The sequence below is a fragment of the Mycobacterium decipiens genome, from assembly GCF_963853665.1.
GTDB lineage: Bacteria > Actinomycetota > Actinomycetes > Mycobacteriales > Mycobacteriaceae > Mycobacterium > Mycobacterium decipiens.
In genome coordinates this window covers 2,433,929-2,454,107 of record NZ_OY970459.1, presented here as the reverse complement: position 1 = coordinate 2,454,107, position 20,179 = coordinate 2,433,929, and the positions used below count along the sequence as shown (strand labels likewise).

Genomic DNA, 20,179 nt, shown 5'->3' with positions numbered 1-20,179 from the left:
GTTGCGACGGCTAGCCGAGTTTGTGGTGCGCTGGCCCTGGGCGGTGATAGGGCTCTGGGTCGCGATTGCGGTCGCACTGCCGCTGGCGCTCCCATCGCTGAACGAAATGGCCCAGCGGCATCCGCTCACAATCTTGCCCAGCGACGCGCCGTCGAGCATCGCCACCCGAAACATGACCCAGGCGTTTCACGAATCGGGCACCGAAGACCTCCTGTTGGTGGTCCTGACCGACGAGAAGGGGCTCGGACCCGCCGACGAAGCCGCCTACCGCCAGCTGGTGGCCGCGCTGCGCCAGGACACCCGGGATGTCGTGATGCTGCAGGACTTTGTCAGCACACCGTCCCTGCGATCGGTCTTGACCAGCAAGGACGACAAAACCTGGGTGCTGCCGATCGGCATTGCGGGCGAGTTGGGCACTCCCCGGTCCTACGCCGCCTACCTCCGGGTTGCCGATCTCGTCAAACACACCCTGCAGCACAATCCAGCCGGATCCAGCCTGACCGCAAACGTCACCGGACCCGCGGCCACCGTCGCCGACCTCACCGTCGCGGGCGAACGGGATCGGATTCCGATTGAGGTGGCGATCGCCGTGCTGGTGCTCGCCGTCCTGCTGGTGGTTTACCGCAACCCGGTCACGATGATGCTGCCGTTGATAGCGATCGGGATCTCCTTGGTGATCGCACAGGCCGTCGTAGCTGGCTTCTCCCAACTCAGCGGCCTGGGCGTTTCGAACCAATCCATCGTATTCCTGAGCGCAATGATAGCCGGCGCGGGAACGGATTATGCGGTCTTTCTCATTAGCCGCTATCACGACTACCTGCGAGATGGCGCGGATTTCGATCAGGCGGTAAAGCGGGCATTGATCTCGATCGGAAAAGTAATCGCCGCATCCGCCGCCACGGTGGGAATCACCTTTCTCGGGATAAGCTTCGCCCGGATGGGGGTGTTTTCAACGGTAGGGGTGGCGTCGGCGATAGGGATCGGTGTCGCGTTCCTGGCCGCGATTACGTTGCTACCGGCCATTCTGGTAGTAGCCGGGCCACGCGGCTGGATCACACCGCGGCGCGAACTGACCGCTCGGTTTTGGCGGCGTTCGGGGATACGCATTGTGCGCCGGCCCAAAGTACATCTGGTTGCCAGTCTGCTTGTGTTGATCATCCTGGCCGCAACCGCGGGCTTGGTGCGGTACAACTATGACGATCGCAAGGCGCTGCGATCTTCCGCCCCCAGCTCGGTCGGGTATGCCGCGCTGAATCGCCATTTCCCGGTTAACCAGTCCATTCCCGAGTACATCCTCGTCCAATCACCGCATGATCTGCGCACACCGCGGGCCCTTGCAGACTTGGAGCAAATGGCAGACCGAGTTAGCCAACTGCCGAATATCGCTCTGGTCAGCGGCATCACCAGACCCACCGGAGTTGTGCCGCAACAGCTCAGGGCCACTTATCAGGCGGGCGCGATCGGGGCTCGGTTGGGCGGCGCGTCCAACGCGATCAGCGACCACACCGATGACCTCAACCGTCTGGCCAATGGGGCGAACGCGTTGGCCGACAACCTTGGCGATGTCCGTGGCCAAGTCAACCAGATCGTTTCCGGCATCCAAGGTTTGATCGACGCTTTCGCATTCCTGCAAAGTCAGTATGGTGGCGACAAGTTGGTCAAGGAGGTCGTCACCGCGGCCAAGCTGGTCCGCAGCATCAATTCGCTCGGCGAGAGCCTCGGCGTCAACTTCACCGCCGTCAAGGATTTGTTTGCCTGGGTGGCCCCGGTGCTGACGGCACTGGAGGGTAACCCCGTCTGTAATGCCGATCCCTCCTGCAGCGCTACCCGCGTCCAGTTTCAGCGGCTGGTCGCCGCGCGTGGTGACGGCAGCATCGACGAGATCAATGACCTGGCTCGACAGCTGCAGGCGGTCCAGGACAAGCAGACCCTCCACGCAACGGCGGACCGTCTGCGCGGTGCACTCGCAAACTTCGTCCGGGCGATGCATTCCACGGGGCTGGACCAACCCGGTGGCCTGCAGGCGGGACTGACCAACCTCCAACACGGCGCCGACCGCTTCGCGGGTGGGAGTCGGGAAGTGGCTGACGGAGTGGACCAACTCGTCGACGAAATCAAACAGATGGGCGCCGGCCTCGGTGAGGCATCGGCGTTTCTACTGTCGATGAAGCATGACGCGGCAGAACCGTCAATGGCTGGGTTCAATGTTCCGCCCCAGCTTCTGCACATGGACGAGTTCAAGAAGGCCGCCAAGATGTTCATTTCGCCAGATGGCCACACGGCGCGGTACTTGGTTCAAACCAAACTCAATCCGTTCAGCGTCGAGGCGATGGATCAGGTCAATGCGATCACCGATACGGCTCGGGGAGCCCAACCGAATACCACGTTGGCGGACGCGTCGGTATCGATGGCGGGATATCCCGTCACGCTGCGGGACACGCGCAACTACTATGAGCACGACATCCGATTCATCATCGCGGTAACCATCGTCGTCGTACTGCTGACCTTGATGGTGCTGCTGCGTGCGGTTGTCGCACCGCTGTATCTTGTTGGTTCCGTTGTAATTTCGTATTTGTCGGCGGTCGGCATTGGCGTCGTGATGTTTCAACTCATCCTCGGCCAGCAACTACATTGGAGCGTACCCCCGCTAGCCTTCGTGGTATTGGTCGCGGTGGGAGCCGATTACAACATGCTGCTCATCTCCCGCATGCGTGACGAGTCGCCGAACAGCACACGTTACTCCATAATTCGCACCCTGAGTTCGACCGGCGGAGTGATCACTGCGGCAGGTTTGATCTTCGCTGCCTCGATGTGTGGTCTCCTGTTTTCGAGCATAAGCACGGTGGTCCAGGCAGGTTTCGTGATCGGTGTCGGAATCTTGTTGGATACCTTCCTAGTACGCACCATAACGGTGCCGGCGATTGCTGCGCTGGTCGGGCAGGTGAGCTGGTGGCCATCACGACCGAGACGAACCCAGGTAGCGAGACCGCGCGATGCGGAACTACGAGACTGAGCCCAGCAGGCAAGGAGTAGCAATGAAGAAACTACTGGTGGGAGTAACCGCGCTGGGAATTGTCAGCGCCACAGGATGTTTCGGCATCGGGATCGCGCGAGCCGATGAAACGCCAGCCGAGCCGACGCCAGCCGATGGCACGGCGTACGCGCTGGGCGGCGCCCACGTTGCGGGCATTCCCTATGACGAGTACATTCGCCGCGAAGGCAGCGAATGGTTCCCAAACCTCAAGCGACAAATCATCGGCTACCCCGCAGGGCAGGTTCAGGGTCATGTGCTGGAAGAACTCTTCCCAGGCATAAGCCGGCTGGATGAAGTCTTTCCAGGCCTGGGTATGGACGGCCCTAGCGTTGGGGAGTCGGTCGTCATCGGAACCGATAACCTGGAAGCGGCGATCCGCAGCGGTGGTCGCGGTACCGCGATTGGCTTGTCCGAGGGTTCGCTGGTGCTTGACGCCGTGCAGGCTCAGCTGGCGAGTGACCCGACCGCACCACCGCCAGATCAATTGGTCTTCAGCACATTTGGCGACCCGATCGCGCGTCACAGCTTTGGTGAGAGCTTCTTGACCTCCATGTTTCCAGTGGGCACCGTAGTCCCTGCACTCGACTACCGCATACCTCCTCCGGTGGAGAGCCAATACGACACCAAGGTTTTCGTCGCTGCGTACGACATGCTCGCCGACTTCCCGGACCGGCCGGACAACCTGTTAGCTCTCGCCAACACGCTCATGGGCCTCGCGACTGGTCACACGGCGGTTGCATTCACCAATCCCGAAATGGTGCCGCCGCAAAACATCCGAACGACCGTCAACTCCAAGGGCGCGACAACAACGACGTACTTGATTCCTCAGCGACACCTTCCGCTGGTATTGCCCTTCGGCTATCTCGGAGTGCCGGAAGACGTGCTCAATCAGCTCGACGCGGAACTGACGCCCATGGTGGACGCGGGATACTCGCGAAACGACGATCCGCTTACGGCTCCGATCGGCGTGGACCCGGTGCGGGGCTTCGACCCCGCCGCCGTCACGGCGCCGGCGACTCAGGCCACCTTCGGCGGCGGCGCCGATCCCTTCTCGCAGATCCTTGCAGGTGCCATGGCCGCGTTCCCGCAAGGCAACCACTGACAAAGGCTCAACGATCCAACGTCGCGCTGGTACGCAATTGAGATCTAATTATTCTGTACTCCCATGTGCGCGCCCTTAGCTGCTCGTATATCGAAGACCCAGGCAACGCAAGAAAGTTAGCGACCCGGGCACCTCCGTCGCCAAAAACCTGTTCCCAGCTACCAGTCACTTGGTCGCGGGCGGCCAATACGTTAGCAGTGATATCACGATCGCTTTCGGTTGAGAAGCCCAGGCCCTTCAAACGCATCCTTACCTGGTCCCAATCCTCAACACCTAGAAGATCCGCATGCAAAAACCAGGCTCCGGGACGGCTAATCCTGCGAACTTCACTCAGGAATTTTGCCAGATTGCTGTATGAATGTGACGACTCCAGATTAATGATGACATCGCAGGCCGCCTCGCCGAGCGGAAGATTCAACGCATCGCCGACCCTGAAGTCCACCAAAGGGTGAGTTCTACGGCAGAAGGCGATCGCTTCCGCAGACATGTCAATGCCAATCACTTGTGCGCTGAACTTCTCCGCGACAAGCGCGGCAGTGCCTCCGCGGCCACATCCTATGTCAACAATTGTGCGGTCATTCAGGTCAAGGGATCCGATAACCTCGAACACCAACCGGACCGAGTTCGAATTGAAGGTGCCTTCACGAATAACGTGCGACGATTCATTGTTTGAATCCGTTGGGACATATCCATAATTTAGAAAATACGATACCTCAGCCCATCCGGCGGTCTCTAGGCGACGGCTTAGCAAATCATAAAAGCTGCGCCATTCGACCGCGGTCGTAGACATTAGGTCGTCAGCCAGGTGCGCCGACAGCGCATCTCCTGAATTACTCTTCGACTCGGCGTGCACCGGTCGCTATGGTACTCCATCCATGTTGACCTCACCCGAATTGTCCTTCGACCCCGGCGGTGGGCCCGACTCGGAGACCACCTCCGGCAGCTGACCGGCCAGGTATTCGGCGAGCGACCTGATCGTTGGATAGTCGAATACCGCGGTGGCGCTGATCTCGAACGCGCCACCGAACTGGCCGAGCAACCGGTTGCGGAGTTCGACGGCCATCAGTGAATCCGTGCCGAGGTCCAGGAAACGGCTGGTTGCGGCGGGCGGTTGGGCGAGCCTCAGGAAGCTTTGTACTTCGTGCTGTAGGTACTCGGTCAGGAAGCTGGCGCGCTGCGCCTCGGGGACGTCGTGCAGTTGCCTGAGCAACTCACTGTCTCCGGGTGTCGCCGCGACGGCGCTGGGCAGCAAGTGGTCGAGAATCGGTGGGCGAGAACCGCCCAGCATCTTCGCGGCTCGCTGCCAATTGGCTTTGATGGCGATTGCCTGCCCAGTTCCGTGAGCGACAATCTCGCCGAGCGCGTTGAGCGCTGCCGTGGGTTCCAGCGGGACCAGGCCTTGCGCACCGAGATTAGCGCGCGCGGCGTGCGACGTTGCCATACCACCCTTCGCCCAGGGGCCCCAGTTGACGCTGGTCGCGGGCAGACCTCGCGCCCTGCGGTAGGCAACGAGCCCGTCCAGCAACGCGTTAGCGGCGGCGTAGTTGGCCTGGCCAGGTGAACCAAGCACGCTGGAGGCCGACGAGTACAGGATGAAGAACTCAAGATCGTCGTCCGCGGCCAACCGATGTAGATTCCAGGCACCCAACGCTTTTGGTAGCAGGGTCGTGCGTAAACGATCCACACTCTGCTGTGGTACCAACGCGTCGTCGAGCACGCCCGCCAGATGCGCCACTCCGCCGAGCGGCCCCAACTCCGCCCGGATCCGGCCCAGCAGCTCGGCGACCTGGGACTCGTCGCCGACGTCGGCCGCGAAGGTGTGGATCCGACACCGATAGCGCTCCGTGATGTCGGCAATTGCCCGCTGTGCGTCCGCATCGGGCATGCGCCGGCTCGTCAGCACGATGTCGCCAGCCCCGAGTTGGGCGAGGTGGGCCGCCGTGTGCAGGCCGAGCGCACCCAGGCCGCCGGTGATCAGATAGCTCCGATCTCCGCGCGGCTGCAGCGGTTTCGGCATCTGCAGCACGATTTTGCCGATGTGTCGTGCCTGCTGCATGCGGCGGAACGCGGTTTTGGCCTCCGTCAGCGGGTAGATCTCGGCAGGCACCGGCGTTATCTTCCCGCTGGCCAACCCATCCGACACCTCGGCCAGCAAGCCCCCCACCCTTTTGGGCTCTTGCACGATGGTCGCGTCCAGCGCGACGATCTCGTAGTCGATATCGGGACGAACCGCCGCCATCTGCTCGCGCGTCCAGATGTCCCGCTTGGCAATCTCGGCGAACCGGCCATTCTGGGCGGTCGCCCGCACGGTCGCCGCGACGAAGCCCTCATTGGTCAGGCTGTTGAGCACCACGTCGACGCCGGCGCCCCCCGTGTCGGCGAGGATCTGATCCGCGAAGTCCGTAGTGCGCGAATCATAGACGTGCTCCACGCCCATCTTGCGCAGCGTCGCACGTTTGTAGCTGCTCGCCGTGGCGAAGACCACTGCACCGCACTGCTGTGCCAACTGCACCGCGGCCAGTCCCACGCCGCCACTGGCCGCGTGCACCAGCACCCGGTCGCCGGGCCGCAGCTTTGCCCAATCGAACGCGAGTCGGGCCGTGAGTGCCGCAGCGGGTATGGTCGCTGCGGCTGGCGCGCTCAGCCCTTTCGGCACCGGCGCCAGGAAAACGGCCGGCACATTGACCCGGCTGGCGAACGCCCCCGGCATGAAGCCGAAGACGCGTTGGCCAACCTCGAATTCGGTGACGCCAGCACCCAACTCGGTGACGATGCCGCAGAGGTCACCGCCGATCGGCCCCGGATCGCCCGGGTACAGACCCAGCACGTTGAGCACATCCCGGAAGTTGAGACCGGCGACCTCCACCCGGAGCTGTACCTCGCCCGCCACGGGCTGCGGCACTTGCGTCTCGGCCAGACGAAGATTGTCGATCGCCCCGCGTTCGGTCGGAGCCAGGACGTAGTCGGTTGCGCGCGGCACCGCGAGATGACCGCTGCGCGCCCATGGCAATAGCCGCGGTACCAGGAACTTTCCTTGTCGCCGTGCGAGTTCGGACTCCTGGACAAATGTTCCGGGTGTGCGCAGGAGGCCCGCCAGCCAATGCACGGCGTCGTCGGATCCGTCGTGGTCGACGAGCCTGCAGCGCAGAGTCGGCTGCTCGGCGATGATGGTGCGCCCGAGCCCCCAAAGGGTGGCCTGCCCGGGGTCGACCGGCTCGCCCGGTTCGGTCGCCACCGCCCGTTCGGTAACGATCCACAATCCGCCCGGAAGCTTCACCTTCTCGTTGGCCAATAGGGTGTGCACGCCGCAGAGCAGGTTGCCGATCTCGGTCTCCAGCCGTGCGGCGAGTTCAGTGCTCGACTCTTCTGTGCGCGGTTGTCCGGTGCTGCGCCAGACGATGCCGCCGATCGGTGCACCGCGCTCCTGCGCCTGCGCGAGCAGCTGCTGCCAGTGCTCCGGATCCGCTTGATTCATGGCCCCGCTGAACGGCAGGCAATCCGGCATGTCGGCCGCCAGCTCGTCAAAGCCGGCAATCAGCCAGGTGCCCTTGGCGTTCTCGGCCGCGCCGGTGTCACTGCTTGACGCCGGCGCCGGCACCTCCTGCCAGCCGAGCGTATACAGGTTCCGGGTGGCGTCGCCGCCGAGCCCGCGCAACAACGCCTCCCGAGGCGCGCGTTTCACCGTGAACTCGCGAATTCCGCCCAGCTGGCGACCGTCCCGATCCACGAAATCGAGGTCGAATACCTGGGTTTCGTTGTCGAGACCGCCGGTCTGCCACCTCGCCCGGCAATAGAACCGTCGGGGCATCGGCTCGGGCAGGACCACCTGTCCGTACCGTAACGGCAAGAACAGGTCGGCTGCCCCGTGTTCGATCGCCGCCAGCACCGCCGGGAAGGCCGGGAAAGCGATTCCGGTGCACAGGTCCAGGAGTACCGGATGGACCGGCTCGCTTCCGAGCTGTTCGGCCAGTTCGTCGCCGATGGCGATATCGCCGACCGCCTCACCATCACCGACCCACAACGATTTAAGCGAAGTGGACCAGGTGGGCCCCCATGCCAGCTCCATGTCGGCGAAGATGTCGAACAGCTGCTGCGGACGCGTACGGCTCAACCGCTCGATTGTCACATCGATGGAATCCGCCAGCGCCGGCTCTTCGCCAGCATCCGTGCCGCCGGTGATGACCCTGCCATCGGCGTTCAACGACCACTCAGCATCACGAACACCGTATGGGCGGCTGTGCACCTGGAACGTGCCGCCGCTGCCGTCGTCGGCTGGATGCAACGTGAGCTGCACCTCCCGAGAATTCTTGTCGCTTAGGATGATCGGTTCATAAAAGAACACGTCTTGCACCCGCGCCGGCGTCCCGACCGCGGCAAGGGCCATCGCCGCGTACGTCGCACCCGGAACGACAACGGTCCCATAGATGACGTGATCCGACAGCCACGGCTGCGACTTGACCGACAGCCGGCTGGTGTAGACGGCGTCGCCGGAAGCGAGATCCTTCGCGCTACCCAAGATTCCGGATACTGCAGCCCCCTCGGTGGCGATACCGGAAGTCTTAGGCCAGAAGCGACGGCGCTGGAACGGATAGGCCGGCAGTTCGAGTCTGCGGCGGGGTTGATGGTGCAGCGCAGCGAACTCAAGCCGATGCCCGGCCACATAGGCCGCAGCTAGCGCTTCCGCGATCTGACGTCGGGCATCAGTACCCTTGCGCAGCGAAACGATCGCACGCGGCGCGGCCGAGTGTTCCGGCCAGACCTGCACCGCAGCGGCGGTCAGAATCGGCTGGGGACCGATCTCCATCAACACCGAGCACCCCAACCCCGCCATGGTGCGCACGCTTTCGCCGAACTGCACCGGCTGGCGAGAATGCCGCCGCCAGTATTGCGCGTTCAGCGGGGTCGCCGCCGTGAGCACCGCGCCGGTGCGGTTGCAGACCAGCGGTCGGGTCGGCACGCCGAACTGCAGTCGCGCCGCATACGACTCGAATTCGTCGAGCACTGGCTCCAACAACTCGGAATGGAAGGCGTGGCTGGTGTCCAGCCAGGAACAGCGGATCCCGTCATCGGTACACGTGGCGACGATCTGTTCCAGATCCACGCCCGGACCCGACAGCACCGTGTTGCGGCCGTTGTAGGCAGCGACCGAAACCCGCGGGAATTTGTCGGCGACGTCCTCCACCTGCTTGGCATCGGCGAAGACCGCGACCATTCGCCCGCCCTCGGGCAGACTGCCGAACAACCGGCCGCGTTCGGCCACCAACCGTGCCCCGTCCTCAAGGCTGAACACGTCGGCCACACACGCCGCCGCATACTGACCCACGCTGTGCCCAAGCACCACGTCGGGCTCGATGCCCCACGACTGCCACAGCCGGGCCAGGCCCATCTCGACGGCGAACAGCGCGGGCTGCGCAAAAGAGGTGTGCCCCAGTGCTTTTCCGGCCTCGCCGCTGACGTCCCCGTCAGTGCCGAACAGCACCGCCAACAGTGGACGCGACAGCATCGGTTCCATCGCTTCCGCGCATCGCGTCACGGTGTCGGCGAACACCGGCTCGGCTTCGAACAACTCGCGCGCCATCCCCGGGTACTGGCTTCCCTGCCCGGTGAACAACCACGCCGTAGTCGGCGGGTCGGCACATTCGCCGCGTACCACATCCGGTCGCAGTCGGTTCTCGACCAACCCGGCCAATAGCTCGCGGGCCCCTTGAATAGCACCCCCGCTCGAATCCACGACTAGCGCGGCCCGGTGTTCGAAATGCGAACGTCCGGCCCCGGCGGTGAAGCACACATCGGTGATATCGACCTTTGGGTGTGCGTCCAGCCAGGCCGTATATCTTTGCGCTAACGCCACCAGCGCCTGCGGTGACCGCGCCGACAGCGGCAGCACGCTGACCGGTTCATCCGGGGCGTCCGACGCCGGTACCGCGGTGACGTCAGCCAGGACGTCGTGTGCCGAGTATTCGTCGGCGGTCGCGGCTTGTGGTGGCGCCTCCTCGATCAGCACGTGTGCGTTCGTGCCGGTGAACCCGAAGGAACTTACTCCGGCGCGTCGCAGCCTGCCGTTGGCCTGCCATGGAATTGCCTTGTCCACGACCCGCACCGGCAACGAGTCCCACGCAATATGGGGGGACGGCTTCTCGAAATGCAGGTTCTGCGGCAGAACTTCGTGCTGCAAAGACAACACGACCTTGATCAGACCGGCGACCCCCGCTGCCGACTCGAGATGACCGATGTTGGTCTTCACCGATCCGATCAGCAGCGGCCGGTTCGAGTCGCGGCCGACGCCGTAGACGGCCGCGGCCGCCTGCACCTCGATCGGGTCACCCAGCGAGGTGCCCGTACCGTGCGCCTCGAGGTAGTCAACGTCGCGACCGCCAACACCGGCGCGAGCCAACGCCGCGGAGATAAGCCGTTGCTGCGCACCCCCGTTGGGCACCGTCAAGCCACTGGAAGCGCCGTCCTGATTGACCGCGCTGCCCCGGATGACCGCGCAAATCCGGTCGCTGTCGCGGACCGCATCGCTCAGCCTCTTGAGCACCAAGATCCCGCATCCTTCACTGCGCACGTAGCCGTCCGCAGCGGCGTCGAAGGTCTTGCATCGGCCGTCGGGAGAAAGCATCTTGGCGCGTGACGCGGCAACGATGGATGCCGGGCTCAACAAGACGTTCACCCCGCCGGCAAGCGCCAGATCGCAGTCGCCGGCGTGCAGCGCCTGACAGGCTTGATGCACGGCCACCAGCGACGAACTGCACGCGGTGTCCACCGCCAGCGCCGGTCCCTCCAGTCCGAGCGCGAAAGCAACCCGACCCGCGATGGCATTGAGCGCATTACCGGTGATGAAATGGGCCTCGATGGTCTCGACCGAGTCGGTGGACAGCAGATGCGAGTACTCGTTGGCGGCCACCCCCACAAACACGCCGCTTCGACTGCCACGCAACGCCGCCGGCGAATACCCGGCACGTTCCAGGCCCTCCCACGCGATCTCCAGCATCAGCCGCTGCTGCGGATCCATCCACACGGCCTCGCGTGGGGCAATACCAAAGAACTCCGGGTCGAATCCGTCGATCTCGTCGAGGAATCCGCCGCAGCGGGTGTAGGTCTTGCCGGGTGTCTCTTGATCCGGGTCGTAATACTCGTCGATGTCGAAACGGTCTTCCGGGACTTCCCGGATCGCATCGACACCGCCCGACAGCACCTCCCAAAACGCGTCGGGATCGGGCGAGCCCGGAAAGCGGCAGGCCACCGCGACGATCGCGATCGGCTCATCCGCTGGTCCCGTTGTTATTAAGGCCGGCTCGGCCGGTGCTTGCTTGCTGAGGCCGAGCACATCGCCGAGCAGGTAGTCGGCCACGTCAACCAGGCGTGGATAGTCCATCGCGAGGGTCACCGGCAGCTCCCTGCCTACTGCGCGCTCGACCCGGCGCCGCAGTTCGACAGCCATCAGCGAATCCATGCCGAGGTCGAAGAATCCGGCCTCCTCGCGGATTTCCGCCCCGTCGATCCGTGTCACCTCCGCCACCGCATCGCGCAGGTAGTCCAAGACAATCTTCTTCCGCTGCTGCGCCGGAGCGAGGGTGAGTTGCTCGGCCAATTGGGTGGTCCCAGATGGTGTCGGTGCCGGCGCGGACTCGGGCACCTCGCGCTCCAACTCCGCCAGGAATGACCGCTTCCCCGCCTGCTGGTAGAGCGGCAGGAAGCGGGCCCAGTCGATCCGGGCCACCACCCCGTGTCCCGAAGACCCGACCATAAGGTCGGCCATCCCCGCCAGTGCATCGGCGGGTGACATTGTCCGGACCCCCCGCTCGTTCAGTCGCGCGCGGGCGTCGGGGTCGGCCATGCCCGCCGACCACGGACCGAAGTTGACGCTGATCCCGGGAACGCCCTGCTCACGCAGCCGCCAGGCCAACCCGTCGAGGAAGGCGTTGGCCGCGCTATAAGCGGTCTGGCCAAAGCTGCCCCATACCGCGGCGATCGAGGAGGTGCCAAGAAAGAAATCCAGTTCCATGTCCGCGGTGGCTTCGCTCAAATGCCAAGCGCCCCAGACCTTCCCGGCGAACACTCGATCTACTTCGGCGTCGTCCAAGCTGCGCAGCGGGGTGGTAGCGATCTCGCCCGCGGCGTGAACGATGCCGGCCAGCGACGGCAACTCGGACTGCAGGGTGGCCATCAGGCGAGCGACGTCGTGCGGATTGGCAACATCGGCGGCGACGACCCGCAATTCGCAGCCGTACTGTTCGCGCACCGCATCGATGCGTTGCCGTGCCGCATCGCTCGGCGGGCGTCGACCGGTCAGCACCAGATGCCGGGCACCGTGCGCCGCTAGATATCCGGCGATTTCCAGCCCGAGGGCACCCAGCCCGCCGGTCACCAGATATGTTGCGTCATCACGTAGCGTCAGCGGTGTCGCGATCGGTTGCCCCGCGCGCCGAGTCAGCCGTGGAACATAGACCGTCTGATTCCGCAGTGCGACTTGATCTTCCCCGCGCGGTGCTGCCGTCAATTGGTCGATCAACCTCGACCAATCGTCGGCACCGCCTGCGGACAGATCTGCCAGTCCGCCCCACAGTTGTGGGTGTTCCAGCGAGGCAGCGCGACCGAACCCCCACAGGCAGCACTGCACCGGCGACACGGTGTCCGCGCCGGTGACCCGTTGCGCCCCGCGGGTTATCAGCCAGATGGGTGCTCGGAGTTCAGCGGCAACCGCGGCGCGGAAGAGGTGCCTGGCCCCGCCCAGGACTCGGTGTTGCATTCGCAACAGCGACCGCATCGATGGCGCAGCATCTTTGAGGGCCGCAAGATACAAGATGCGCAGCGTCGGTTCGTCTGCCACCGCAGCACGCAATGCAACTTCGAGTCGTTCCTCGTCTGCATCGGAAACCGGCGGCGCGAGGATCTGGTGCCGGTGGCCGCGTGCGGTCAGCGCGTCGACCAACGGCGTGGCCACCTCGGCGTCATCGCCAATGAGGAGCCAGGCAAATCGCTCGCTGGCTTGCGCATCCAAGACCCTTGCGGCCCCAGCAGCGGATTCCTCCCAGCGAATCTCGTAGCGGGCGTCCGCGACGGACTGGGCCTTACGCTGTTGGTTGTGTTGTGCGGCAAACTTTGTCAGCACGTCGACGGTCTGCTCGTTGCCGCTCGCACCGTCGAGCAGCGCGGCAAGTTCCTCGATCCGGCCGTCCTCCAAGAGCCGGACGGCTTCGGTTCGTATGGCTTCGGCCTGGTTGGCGGTCTGGGTGGGCCGGACCCGCTTCTCCCGGAACCAGTACTGGCGATGCTGGAACGGATAGGTGGGCAGATCGAGCTTGTGCGTCGGTCCCTGGCGGAGCGCGCCGAAGTCGGGCACGTGGCCGACGATGTAAGCGTCAGCAAGGGCTTCGGTGATCTGGCGGTGGTCGGCGGCGTTTCGACGCAGCGACGCGATCGCCCGCGGCGCGGTTGCCGGGTCCGGCCACGCCCGCAGGGCTGCTGCGGTGAGCACAGGTTGCGGACCGACCTCCAGCAGCACCGCGCAGCCGAGCTCGGCTAAGGTGCGCACACTTTTGGCGAACTCGATCGGCTGTCGCGCATGGCGGCGCCAATAGGGGCCATCCAACTTCACGTTCCTGCCGAGAGCCGCGCCGGTACGGTTGCACACCAGAATCCGTTGCGGCGAACCGAAATCGAACCGGTTCGTGTACGACTCGAATTCGTCGAGGGCCGGATCCAGCAGCGCCGAATGGAAAGCATGGCTGGTATCCAGCCAGTCACACCGAACTCCGTCGGCCATCAACGCGGCCACAACCTCGTCCAGATCCTGCGCGGGTCCCGACAGCACGGTATTGGCACCGTTGTAGGCGGCCACCGACAGCCGCGGGAACTCGTCGGTGAAGCTCTCGACCCGATCGGCTGCGGCGAAGATCGCGACCATCCGACCGCCCGCGGGCAAACTGCCGAACAGGCGGCCGCGCTCGGCGAGCAACAACGCCCCGTCCTCGAGACCGAACACACCCGCGACGCAGGCCGCCGAATACTGCCCGACGCTGTGGCCCAACACCACGTCGGGTTCGAAGCCCCACGACTGCCAAAGCCGGGCCAGACCCATCTCCACCGCGAACAAGGCGGGCTGTGCGTAGCAGGTCTGCCGCAAGGTTTCTTGGCTATCCGGGCTATCCGCATCGAAAATGACGTCCAACATTGGTCTTTCGAGCACCTCGGCGACCGCCGCCGCGCACCGAGTCATTGTCTCGGCGAACACCGGCTCCGTCTCGAATAGCTCCCGGGCCATACCGGCGAACTGGCTGCCTTGCCCCGGGAACAACCATGCCGTCTTCGGCGTGTCAGCGCACACTCCCCGCACCAAACCCGGTGCCGGGCGATCGTCGGCGAGCGCACCGAGTACCTCGATGGCCGATTCCGTCGAATTCACCACCAACGCGGCCCGGTGTTCGAGGTGAGATCGCCCGACCCCGGCGGTGAAACACACATCCGACAACGTGGCCTCCGGATGCGCGCTCAACCAATCGCGGTATAGATCAGCGATCTCCACCAATGCGGCCGGACTGCGCGCCGATAGTGGCAACACGCTGAACCGTCGGTTCTCGGGCTGGTCCAACAGATCTGGTGGCGCAGCAACCTGGGCTACCTCATCAGGTGCTTCCTCGAGGATGATGTGCGCGTTGGTTCCGGAGAACCCAAACGAACTGACCCCCGCAATACGAGGCCGACCGTTGCGTTCCCAGGCGGTGGCCTCCGCCACGACCCGCACCGGAAGCCGGTCCCAAGGAATGTGCGGCGACGGGTTCCGAAAGTTTAGGTGCTTCGGCAATAGCTCGTGCTCGAACGACAGAATGACCTTGATGAGACCCGCGATCCCCGCGGCCGCTTCCAGGTGCCCGATATTTGTCTTCACCGATCCGATCAGCAGCGGCTGTTCGGGATCGCGGCCGTCGGCGAGTACCGCAGCCGCGGCCTGGACTTCGATCGGATCGCCCAGCGATGTCCCCGTCCCGTGCGCCTCCAGGTATCCGACGTCGCCGGCCACCACACCGGCACGCTCCAGCGCCTCGGCGATAACCCGTTGCTGGGCGACGCCGTTCGGCACCGTCAAACCACCCGATGCACCGTCCTGGTTGACCGCGCTGCCCCGAATCAGGGCCCGAATCCGATCACCGTCGCGGATCGCGTCGTCAAGCCGCTTCACTACGACGACACCGCAACCCTCGCCGCGCACGTAGCCATCGGCGGCCTCGTCGAATGTCTTGCACCGCCCATCCGGAGCCAGCATCCGCGCCTGCGAAAAGGTGATCATGGTCCCCGGGCTGATCAGGACATTCGCGCCGCCGGCCAGCGCGAGGTCACACTCGCCCAAGCGCAGCGCTTGGCACGCCTGATGGATGGCCACCAACGAAGAACTGCACGCCGTATCGACCGTGACCGCCGGGCCCTGCAGCCCAAGCCGATAACTGATCCGGCCGGCTGCTGCGGCGGCCGACGTCCCAATCGCCATATGGGCTTCGATCTCGGCGTAACCCAGCTCATCAGACATCATTCCGAGGTAGTCATGTGTCCCCAAACCCACATACACACCGGTCTTGGTGTTCGCCAGAGCCATTGGCGCAGTCCCGGAGTGCTCCAGCGCCCGCCACGCCGTCTCCAGCAACAGCCGATGCTGCGGGTCCATCAACATGACCTCGCGCGCCGACAGCCCGAAAAACGGTGCATCGAACCCCACGACGTCGTCGATGAAGCCGGCCCGGCGAGTCACAATCTTTCCGGGCGCCCCGGGATCTGGGTCGAAGAATTCCTCGGCATCCCACCGGTCCCCGGGCACCTCCGACACAGCATCGCGCCCTTGCCGCAGAACATCCCAGAATTCGTCCGCATCGGCAGCGCCCGGAAAGCGCAGCGCGTAGCCGACTATCGCAAAACCCGTTGCCCGCTCCGTCGGATCTCCAACGGTTGCCATGCGGTTGTCCTTTCTGCCAATGCCGACGAAGATTCGATCCCACGGGCCGGCCATTCGGGCACCGGGGCCGGGTAGTTCCCAACCAGGTCTTGAGCCGCTCACGGGCACACGTCCGGACCAAAAAGCCGTGCTCGCGAGTTCGCGTTCCCCGGCCACCACGCGCCGGATCGCATCGATCGCATCATCGTACGCGGTCGATTCCGTACCGTCGCGCCGGAACTTATGTACCGCAACGAGATCTACCCTTTTGGATAAATCACAGCGGCAGATGATTGTCCGGCACTGAAAAACAATTGATCCGCCATCTCGACTAGCCCCATCTCGACACCCCTGCATCAAGTGGTCGACCATCCGCCAACCGTCACCGATTCCGAAACTTGTGGCAGCGAAATTAGCAGCTCGCGCTGGGGCGGGTACAACTAGCCCTGCCACCGCCCGCCCGGGCCTGCGAACTGCATAGACACAACTGCCTCAGCGAATAATCGTCGACTTTAATAATGCGCAAACATCAGCGCGCGTCGAGCGCGACGTCCAGCGTTTTCACATGAATTCTTCAACTCTGCCCAAGCCCCGCCTACGGCGCCGCCATCACCTAGGCAACGGGCCACTTGGTGCGCCAAGGGTCGGTTAGCGCGATGTCACTTCAATCGCTGAAGTTGCTATTTGCGAACCCGAACTTCTCGCCGCCCGGAAGGCTCCGGCGGGTTTGGCTGGGCGGCCAGGCGGCGTTCGATGACGGCCAAGCAGCGCTCGGTCCACTTGATGTTTTGTTGTTCGAACGATATTCCGCGCAACAGCGTCAGATAGGGACCCACTCGTTCCACTTGCGCGAGGTACTCGTCTTCGGTGCGGCCACCGAGCAAGCGGGTCCTTATCCGTTCGTAGCGTTGCAGTTTGGCGGTGGCCCATTGCAGCCGTTCAGCGATGTACTCCTGGACGGCCCGTGTATTACCGACATCGACGGCCTTGATTTGCACCAGCAGGTCGTCGCGGATCACGCACGGCTTCGGCGCCCGGGTAGTGAACTCCTCGATGGCCGCGAGGCCTGCCTCGGTCAGCGAGTACATGCGCTTGTTGGGCCGGCGTTCCTGCTGAACGAGGCGTGCCTTGATGAGACCGTCTTCGGCTAGCCGGTCGAGTTCTCGATAAAGTTGCTGCGGGGTAGCCATCCAGAAGTTCGACACCGAGGCGTCGAACTCCTTGGCCAGGTCATACCCGGAAGACTCGCCCTCGAGGAGAGCGACCAGTACGGCGTCACGAACGGACATCGGCACGAGTATAGGCGACGTCGGGTCAAACGCGTGATTAGTCGCAATCGTACATAGGTGCGCCACGACCATCCCGCGGCATCGGCGCCGAACGTCGCGCCGGTCGCAGTGATGCGTACCGACACGTATAGACCAAACAAATCAATCATTTTGGGGGTTCAATAACTTCGGCGGCCTTTCGTACGCCGAGAACAACCCGCTCTCTGGCCTTGGAAACCTCGGCTTCCGGCTCGGCGGTTTGGTGTTTTAGGGCACAACGCCGTAGCCGTTTGGAGCGCCCGTCAGAAGGGCGGTGGTTCGTTGGTGTGGGGTGACGTAGGTGTGCCCAGCTGGGGAGGTCAAGATCAGGGTGGTGTCGAGTAGTTGCTTGTCCTGCCAGCCCCAGAAGGTTTTGATCAGGTGGTGGGTTCGGCAGTAGCACTTGAGGTTTGCCGCATGCGTGGGTCCGCCGTCGGCGTAGGGGATCGTATGGTCCACGTCGCAGTTGGTGGCGGGTTGGTCACAGCCGGGCCAGCGGTAGGTCAGATCCCGACACCGCACGAAATCGGCCAGCGCCTTAGACGGTAGGTAGCCGGGTTCGGGTGCGGCATCGCCGGGGTGGATCAGCGGCACCAGTGTGGCCGATGCGGCCAACTCGGCCAGCAGCTCGGCGGTGATGAGTCCGTCGGCGCCCAGCTGGGCGGCCGGTGCAACGCTCGCATCGGCTTTCGCATGTCCACGGCGGCCAGCACGTCGGGGTTGGTGATCAGAGCGGTGCCGTACACGATGGAATGAAGCAGCCGCACATCGATATCAACGGCGCCTCGGCAGCCACCGGCTTCCTCGGTGTCGATGGCCCAGTCCTCGGTGTCGGTGCAGCGGGCGATCCGGTTGCCGAACAATTCCCCGATCGCGGCCAGTTGCGCGGCGGCGGCCCGGTTCTGTATCCGCGCCGACACGCAGATCTGATCCACCAACTCCGCCGACTCGGGTGTGGTGGCGGGATAGTGTCATTCGAACAGCTCGTCGAACGCCGACACGTTGGACCGGTAGTTTTGGCCCGATGGCGCACCTACTCGGAGCCGAAGCCGTACACCTGGCCTATCCGACCCAGGTGGTATTCGAGTCGGTCACGCTGGGGGTGAACGACGGCGCGCGCATCGGCATCGTGGGCCGTAACGGCGACGGCAAGTCCAGCCTGCTCGGCCTGCTCACCGGCCAGCTGCGGCCCGACTCCGGCCGGGTCACCCGGCGCAGCGGCCTGCGGGTGCGCGCGCTGAACCAGGCCGACACCCTCGACCCCGGCCGCACCGTGGGCTGGACACTGGTCGGCGATCAACCCGAACATCAGTGGGCGGGAGACCCGCGCGTTCGCGACGTGGTCGCCGGCCTGGTCTCCGACATCGCCTGGGACACAACGGTTGCCACGCTCAGCGGTGGTCAGCGGCGAAGGGTCCAGCTGGCCCAGCTGCTGGTCGGCGAATGGGACGTGATCGCGCTCGACGAGCCCACCAACCATCTCGACATCGAAGGCATCACCTGGCTGGCCGGCCACCTGCAACAGCGATGGGCTCGCAGCACTGGTGGTCTGCTGCTGGTCACCCACGACCGCTGGTTCCTCGACGAGGTCGCCACCACCACCTGGGAGGTGCACGACGGAATGGTCGAGCCGTTCGAAGGCGGCTACGCAGCGTATGTGCTGCAACGCGTCGAGCGAGACCGGCTGGCCGCCGCAGCCGAGGCCAAGCGGCAGAACCTGCTGCGCAAAGAGCTGGCCTGGCTACGGCGCGGCGCACCGGCGCGGACCTCCAAACCCAAGTTTCGGATCGAGGCCGCCAACCAATTGATCGACGACGTGCCGCCGCTGCGCAACACCGTGGAGTTGGCCAAGCTCGCGACGGCCCGGCTGGGAAAGGACGTCGTCGATCTACTCGACGTATCGGTCTCGTACAAGTCTTCTGGGAGCCGCCCGGTGCTCCGCGACATCGTATGGCGAATCGGGCCCGGCGAACGCACCGGCATCGTTGGGGCCAACGGCGCCGGCAAGTCGACCCTGTTGGGCTTGATCGCCGGTACCATCCAGCCGGACTCCGGGCGGGTCAAGCACGGCAAGACCGTCCGGTTGGCGGTGCTCGATCAGCAAGGGGATGACCTGGCGCCGTTTGCCGACGACCGGATCGCGGACGTGCTGGGTAGGCTGCGCGGCGGCTATCAGGTCGAGGGCCGCGAGGTTACCCCCGCCCAGCTGCTGGAACGTCTCGGGTTCGCCCGGGGTGAGCTGTCCGCGCGAGTCGGTGAGCTCTCCGGCGGTCAGCGCCGGCGCCTGCAGCTAATGCTGACGCTCTTGTCCGAACCGAACGTGCTGCTCCTCGACGAACCCACCAACGACGTGGACACCGAGATGCTGACGGCCACCGAAGACCTGCTTGACTGCTGGGCGGGCACCTTGATCGTCGTCTCCCACGACCGCTACCTGCTCGAGCGTGTCACCGATCAGCAGTACGCGATTCTCGACGGCCGGCTGCGCCATCTTCCCGGCGGTATCGACGAATACCTGCGGCTGGCCGCGCGTCCGACAACCACCGCGGCTGCCAAGCCCCCGGAATTCCCGGAATTCCGGGCGATATCGGGCGCGCAGCGACGTACCACCGAGAAGGAGTTGGCCACAATCGACCGCCAACTCTCGCGCCTGGCCGACCGGGTCGCGGCCAAACACACCGAACTCGCCGAGCACGACCAGTCCGACCACATCGGCATCACCCGGCTCACGCAGGAACTACGCGCCCTTGAAGACGAGGTCGCCGGAATGGAGCACCGCTGGTTGGAGCTTTCCGAGGTGCTCGAATGACTAC

The 20,179-nt window shown here is 64.5% G+C and carries 7 protein-coding genes and 1 pseudogene; 3 read left to right on the top strand and 5 right to left on the bottom strand.

All coding sequences use genetic code 11. The features are described 5' to 3' along the window. Position 1 precedes the first annotated feature (1 nt). Both AADZ55_RS10930 and pe read left to right on the top strand, forming a co-directional pair. Positions 2-3,013: an RND family transporter gene (locus tag AADZ55_RS10930; RefSeq protein WP_085324818.1), complete on the top strand. Its 3,012-nt coding sequence runs from the start codon at positions 2-4 to the stop codon at positions 3,011-3,013. A 22-nt stretch (positions 3,014-3,035) separates the two neighbouring features. Next, positions 3,036-4,136: an acyltransferase PE gene (gene pe / locus AADZ55_RS10925; RefSeq protein WP_085324817.1), complete on the top strand. Its 1,101-nt coding sequence runs from the start codon at positions 3,036-3,038 to the stop codon at positions 4,134-4,136. Positions 4,137-4,143: 7 nt separating this feature from the next. Here pe and AADZ55_RS10920 read toward each other — a convergent pair whose 3' ends face one another. The 5 genes and pseudogenes from AADZ55_RS10920 to AADZ55_RS23570 form a co-directional block, all read right to left on the bottom strand. Continuing rightward, positions 4,144-4,989 (bottom strand): class I SAM-dependent methyltransferase, encoded by an 846-nt coding sequence (locus tag AADZ55_RS10920; RefSeq protein WP_085324816.1) that lies wholly within the window; start codon positions 4,987-4,989, stop codon positions 4,144-4,146. A 6-nt stretch (positions 4,990-4,995) separates the two neighbouring features. Next, positions 4,996-16,080, bottom strand: coding sequence for a type I polyketide synthase (locus AADZ55_RS10915; protein WP_085324847.1), 11,085 nt, complete (start codon positions 16,078-16,080; stop codon positions 4,996-4,998). A 659-nt stretch (positions 16,081-16,739) separates the two neighbouring features. Beyond that, positions 16,740-17,348 carry a PadR family transcriptional regulator gene (locus AADZ55_RS10910; protein WP_085324815.1) on the bottom strand — a complete coding sequence of 203 codons (609 nt, stop codon included), beginning with the start codon at positions 17,346-17,348 and terminating at the stop codon, positions 16,740-16,742. A 309-nt stretch (positions 17,349-17,657) separates the two neighbouring features. After that, a pseudogene (locus tag AADZ55_RS23575) lies at positions 17,658-18,038 on the bottom strand (DUF222 domain-containing protein); the annotation flags it as partial. Next, positions 17,951-18,301, bottom strand: a complete 351-nt coding sequence (locus tag AADZ55_RS23570; protein ID WP_423202377.1) for a hypothetical protein — start codon at positions 18,299-18,301, stop codon at positions 17,951-17,953. The pseudogene AADZ55_RS23575 and the gene AADZ55_RS23570, both read right to left, overlap by 88 nt. A gap of 89 nt (positions 18,302-18,390) precedes the next feature. On the opposite strand from AADZ55_RS23570, the gene AADZ55_RS10900 reads away from it, so the two are divergent. Beyond that, positions 18,391-20,175 (top strand): ABC-F family ATP-binding cassette domain-containing protein, encoded by a 1,785-nt coding sequence (locus AADZ55_RS10900; protein WP_085324814.1) that lies wholly within the window; start codon positions 18,391-18,393, stop codon positions 20,173-20,175. Positions 20,176-20,179 lie beyond the last annotated feature (4 nt).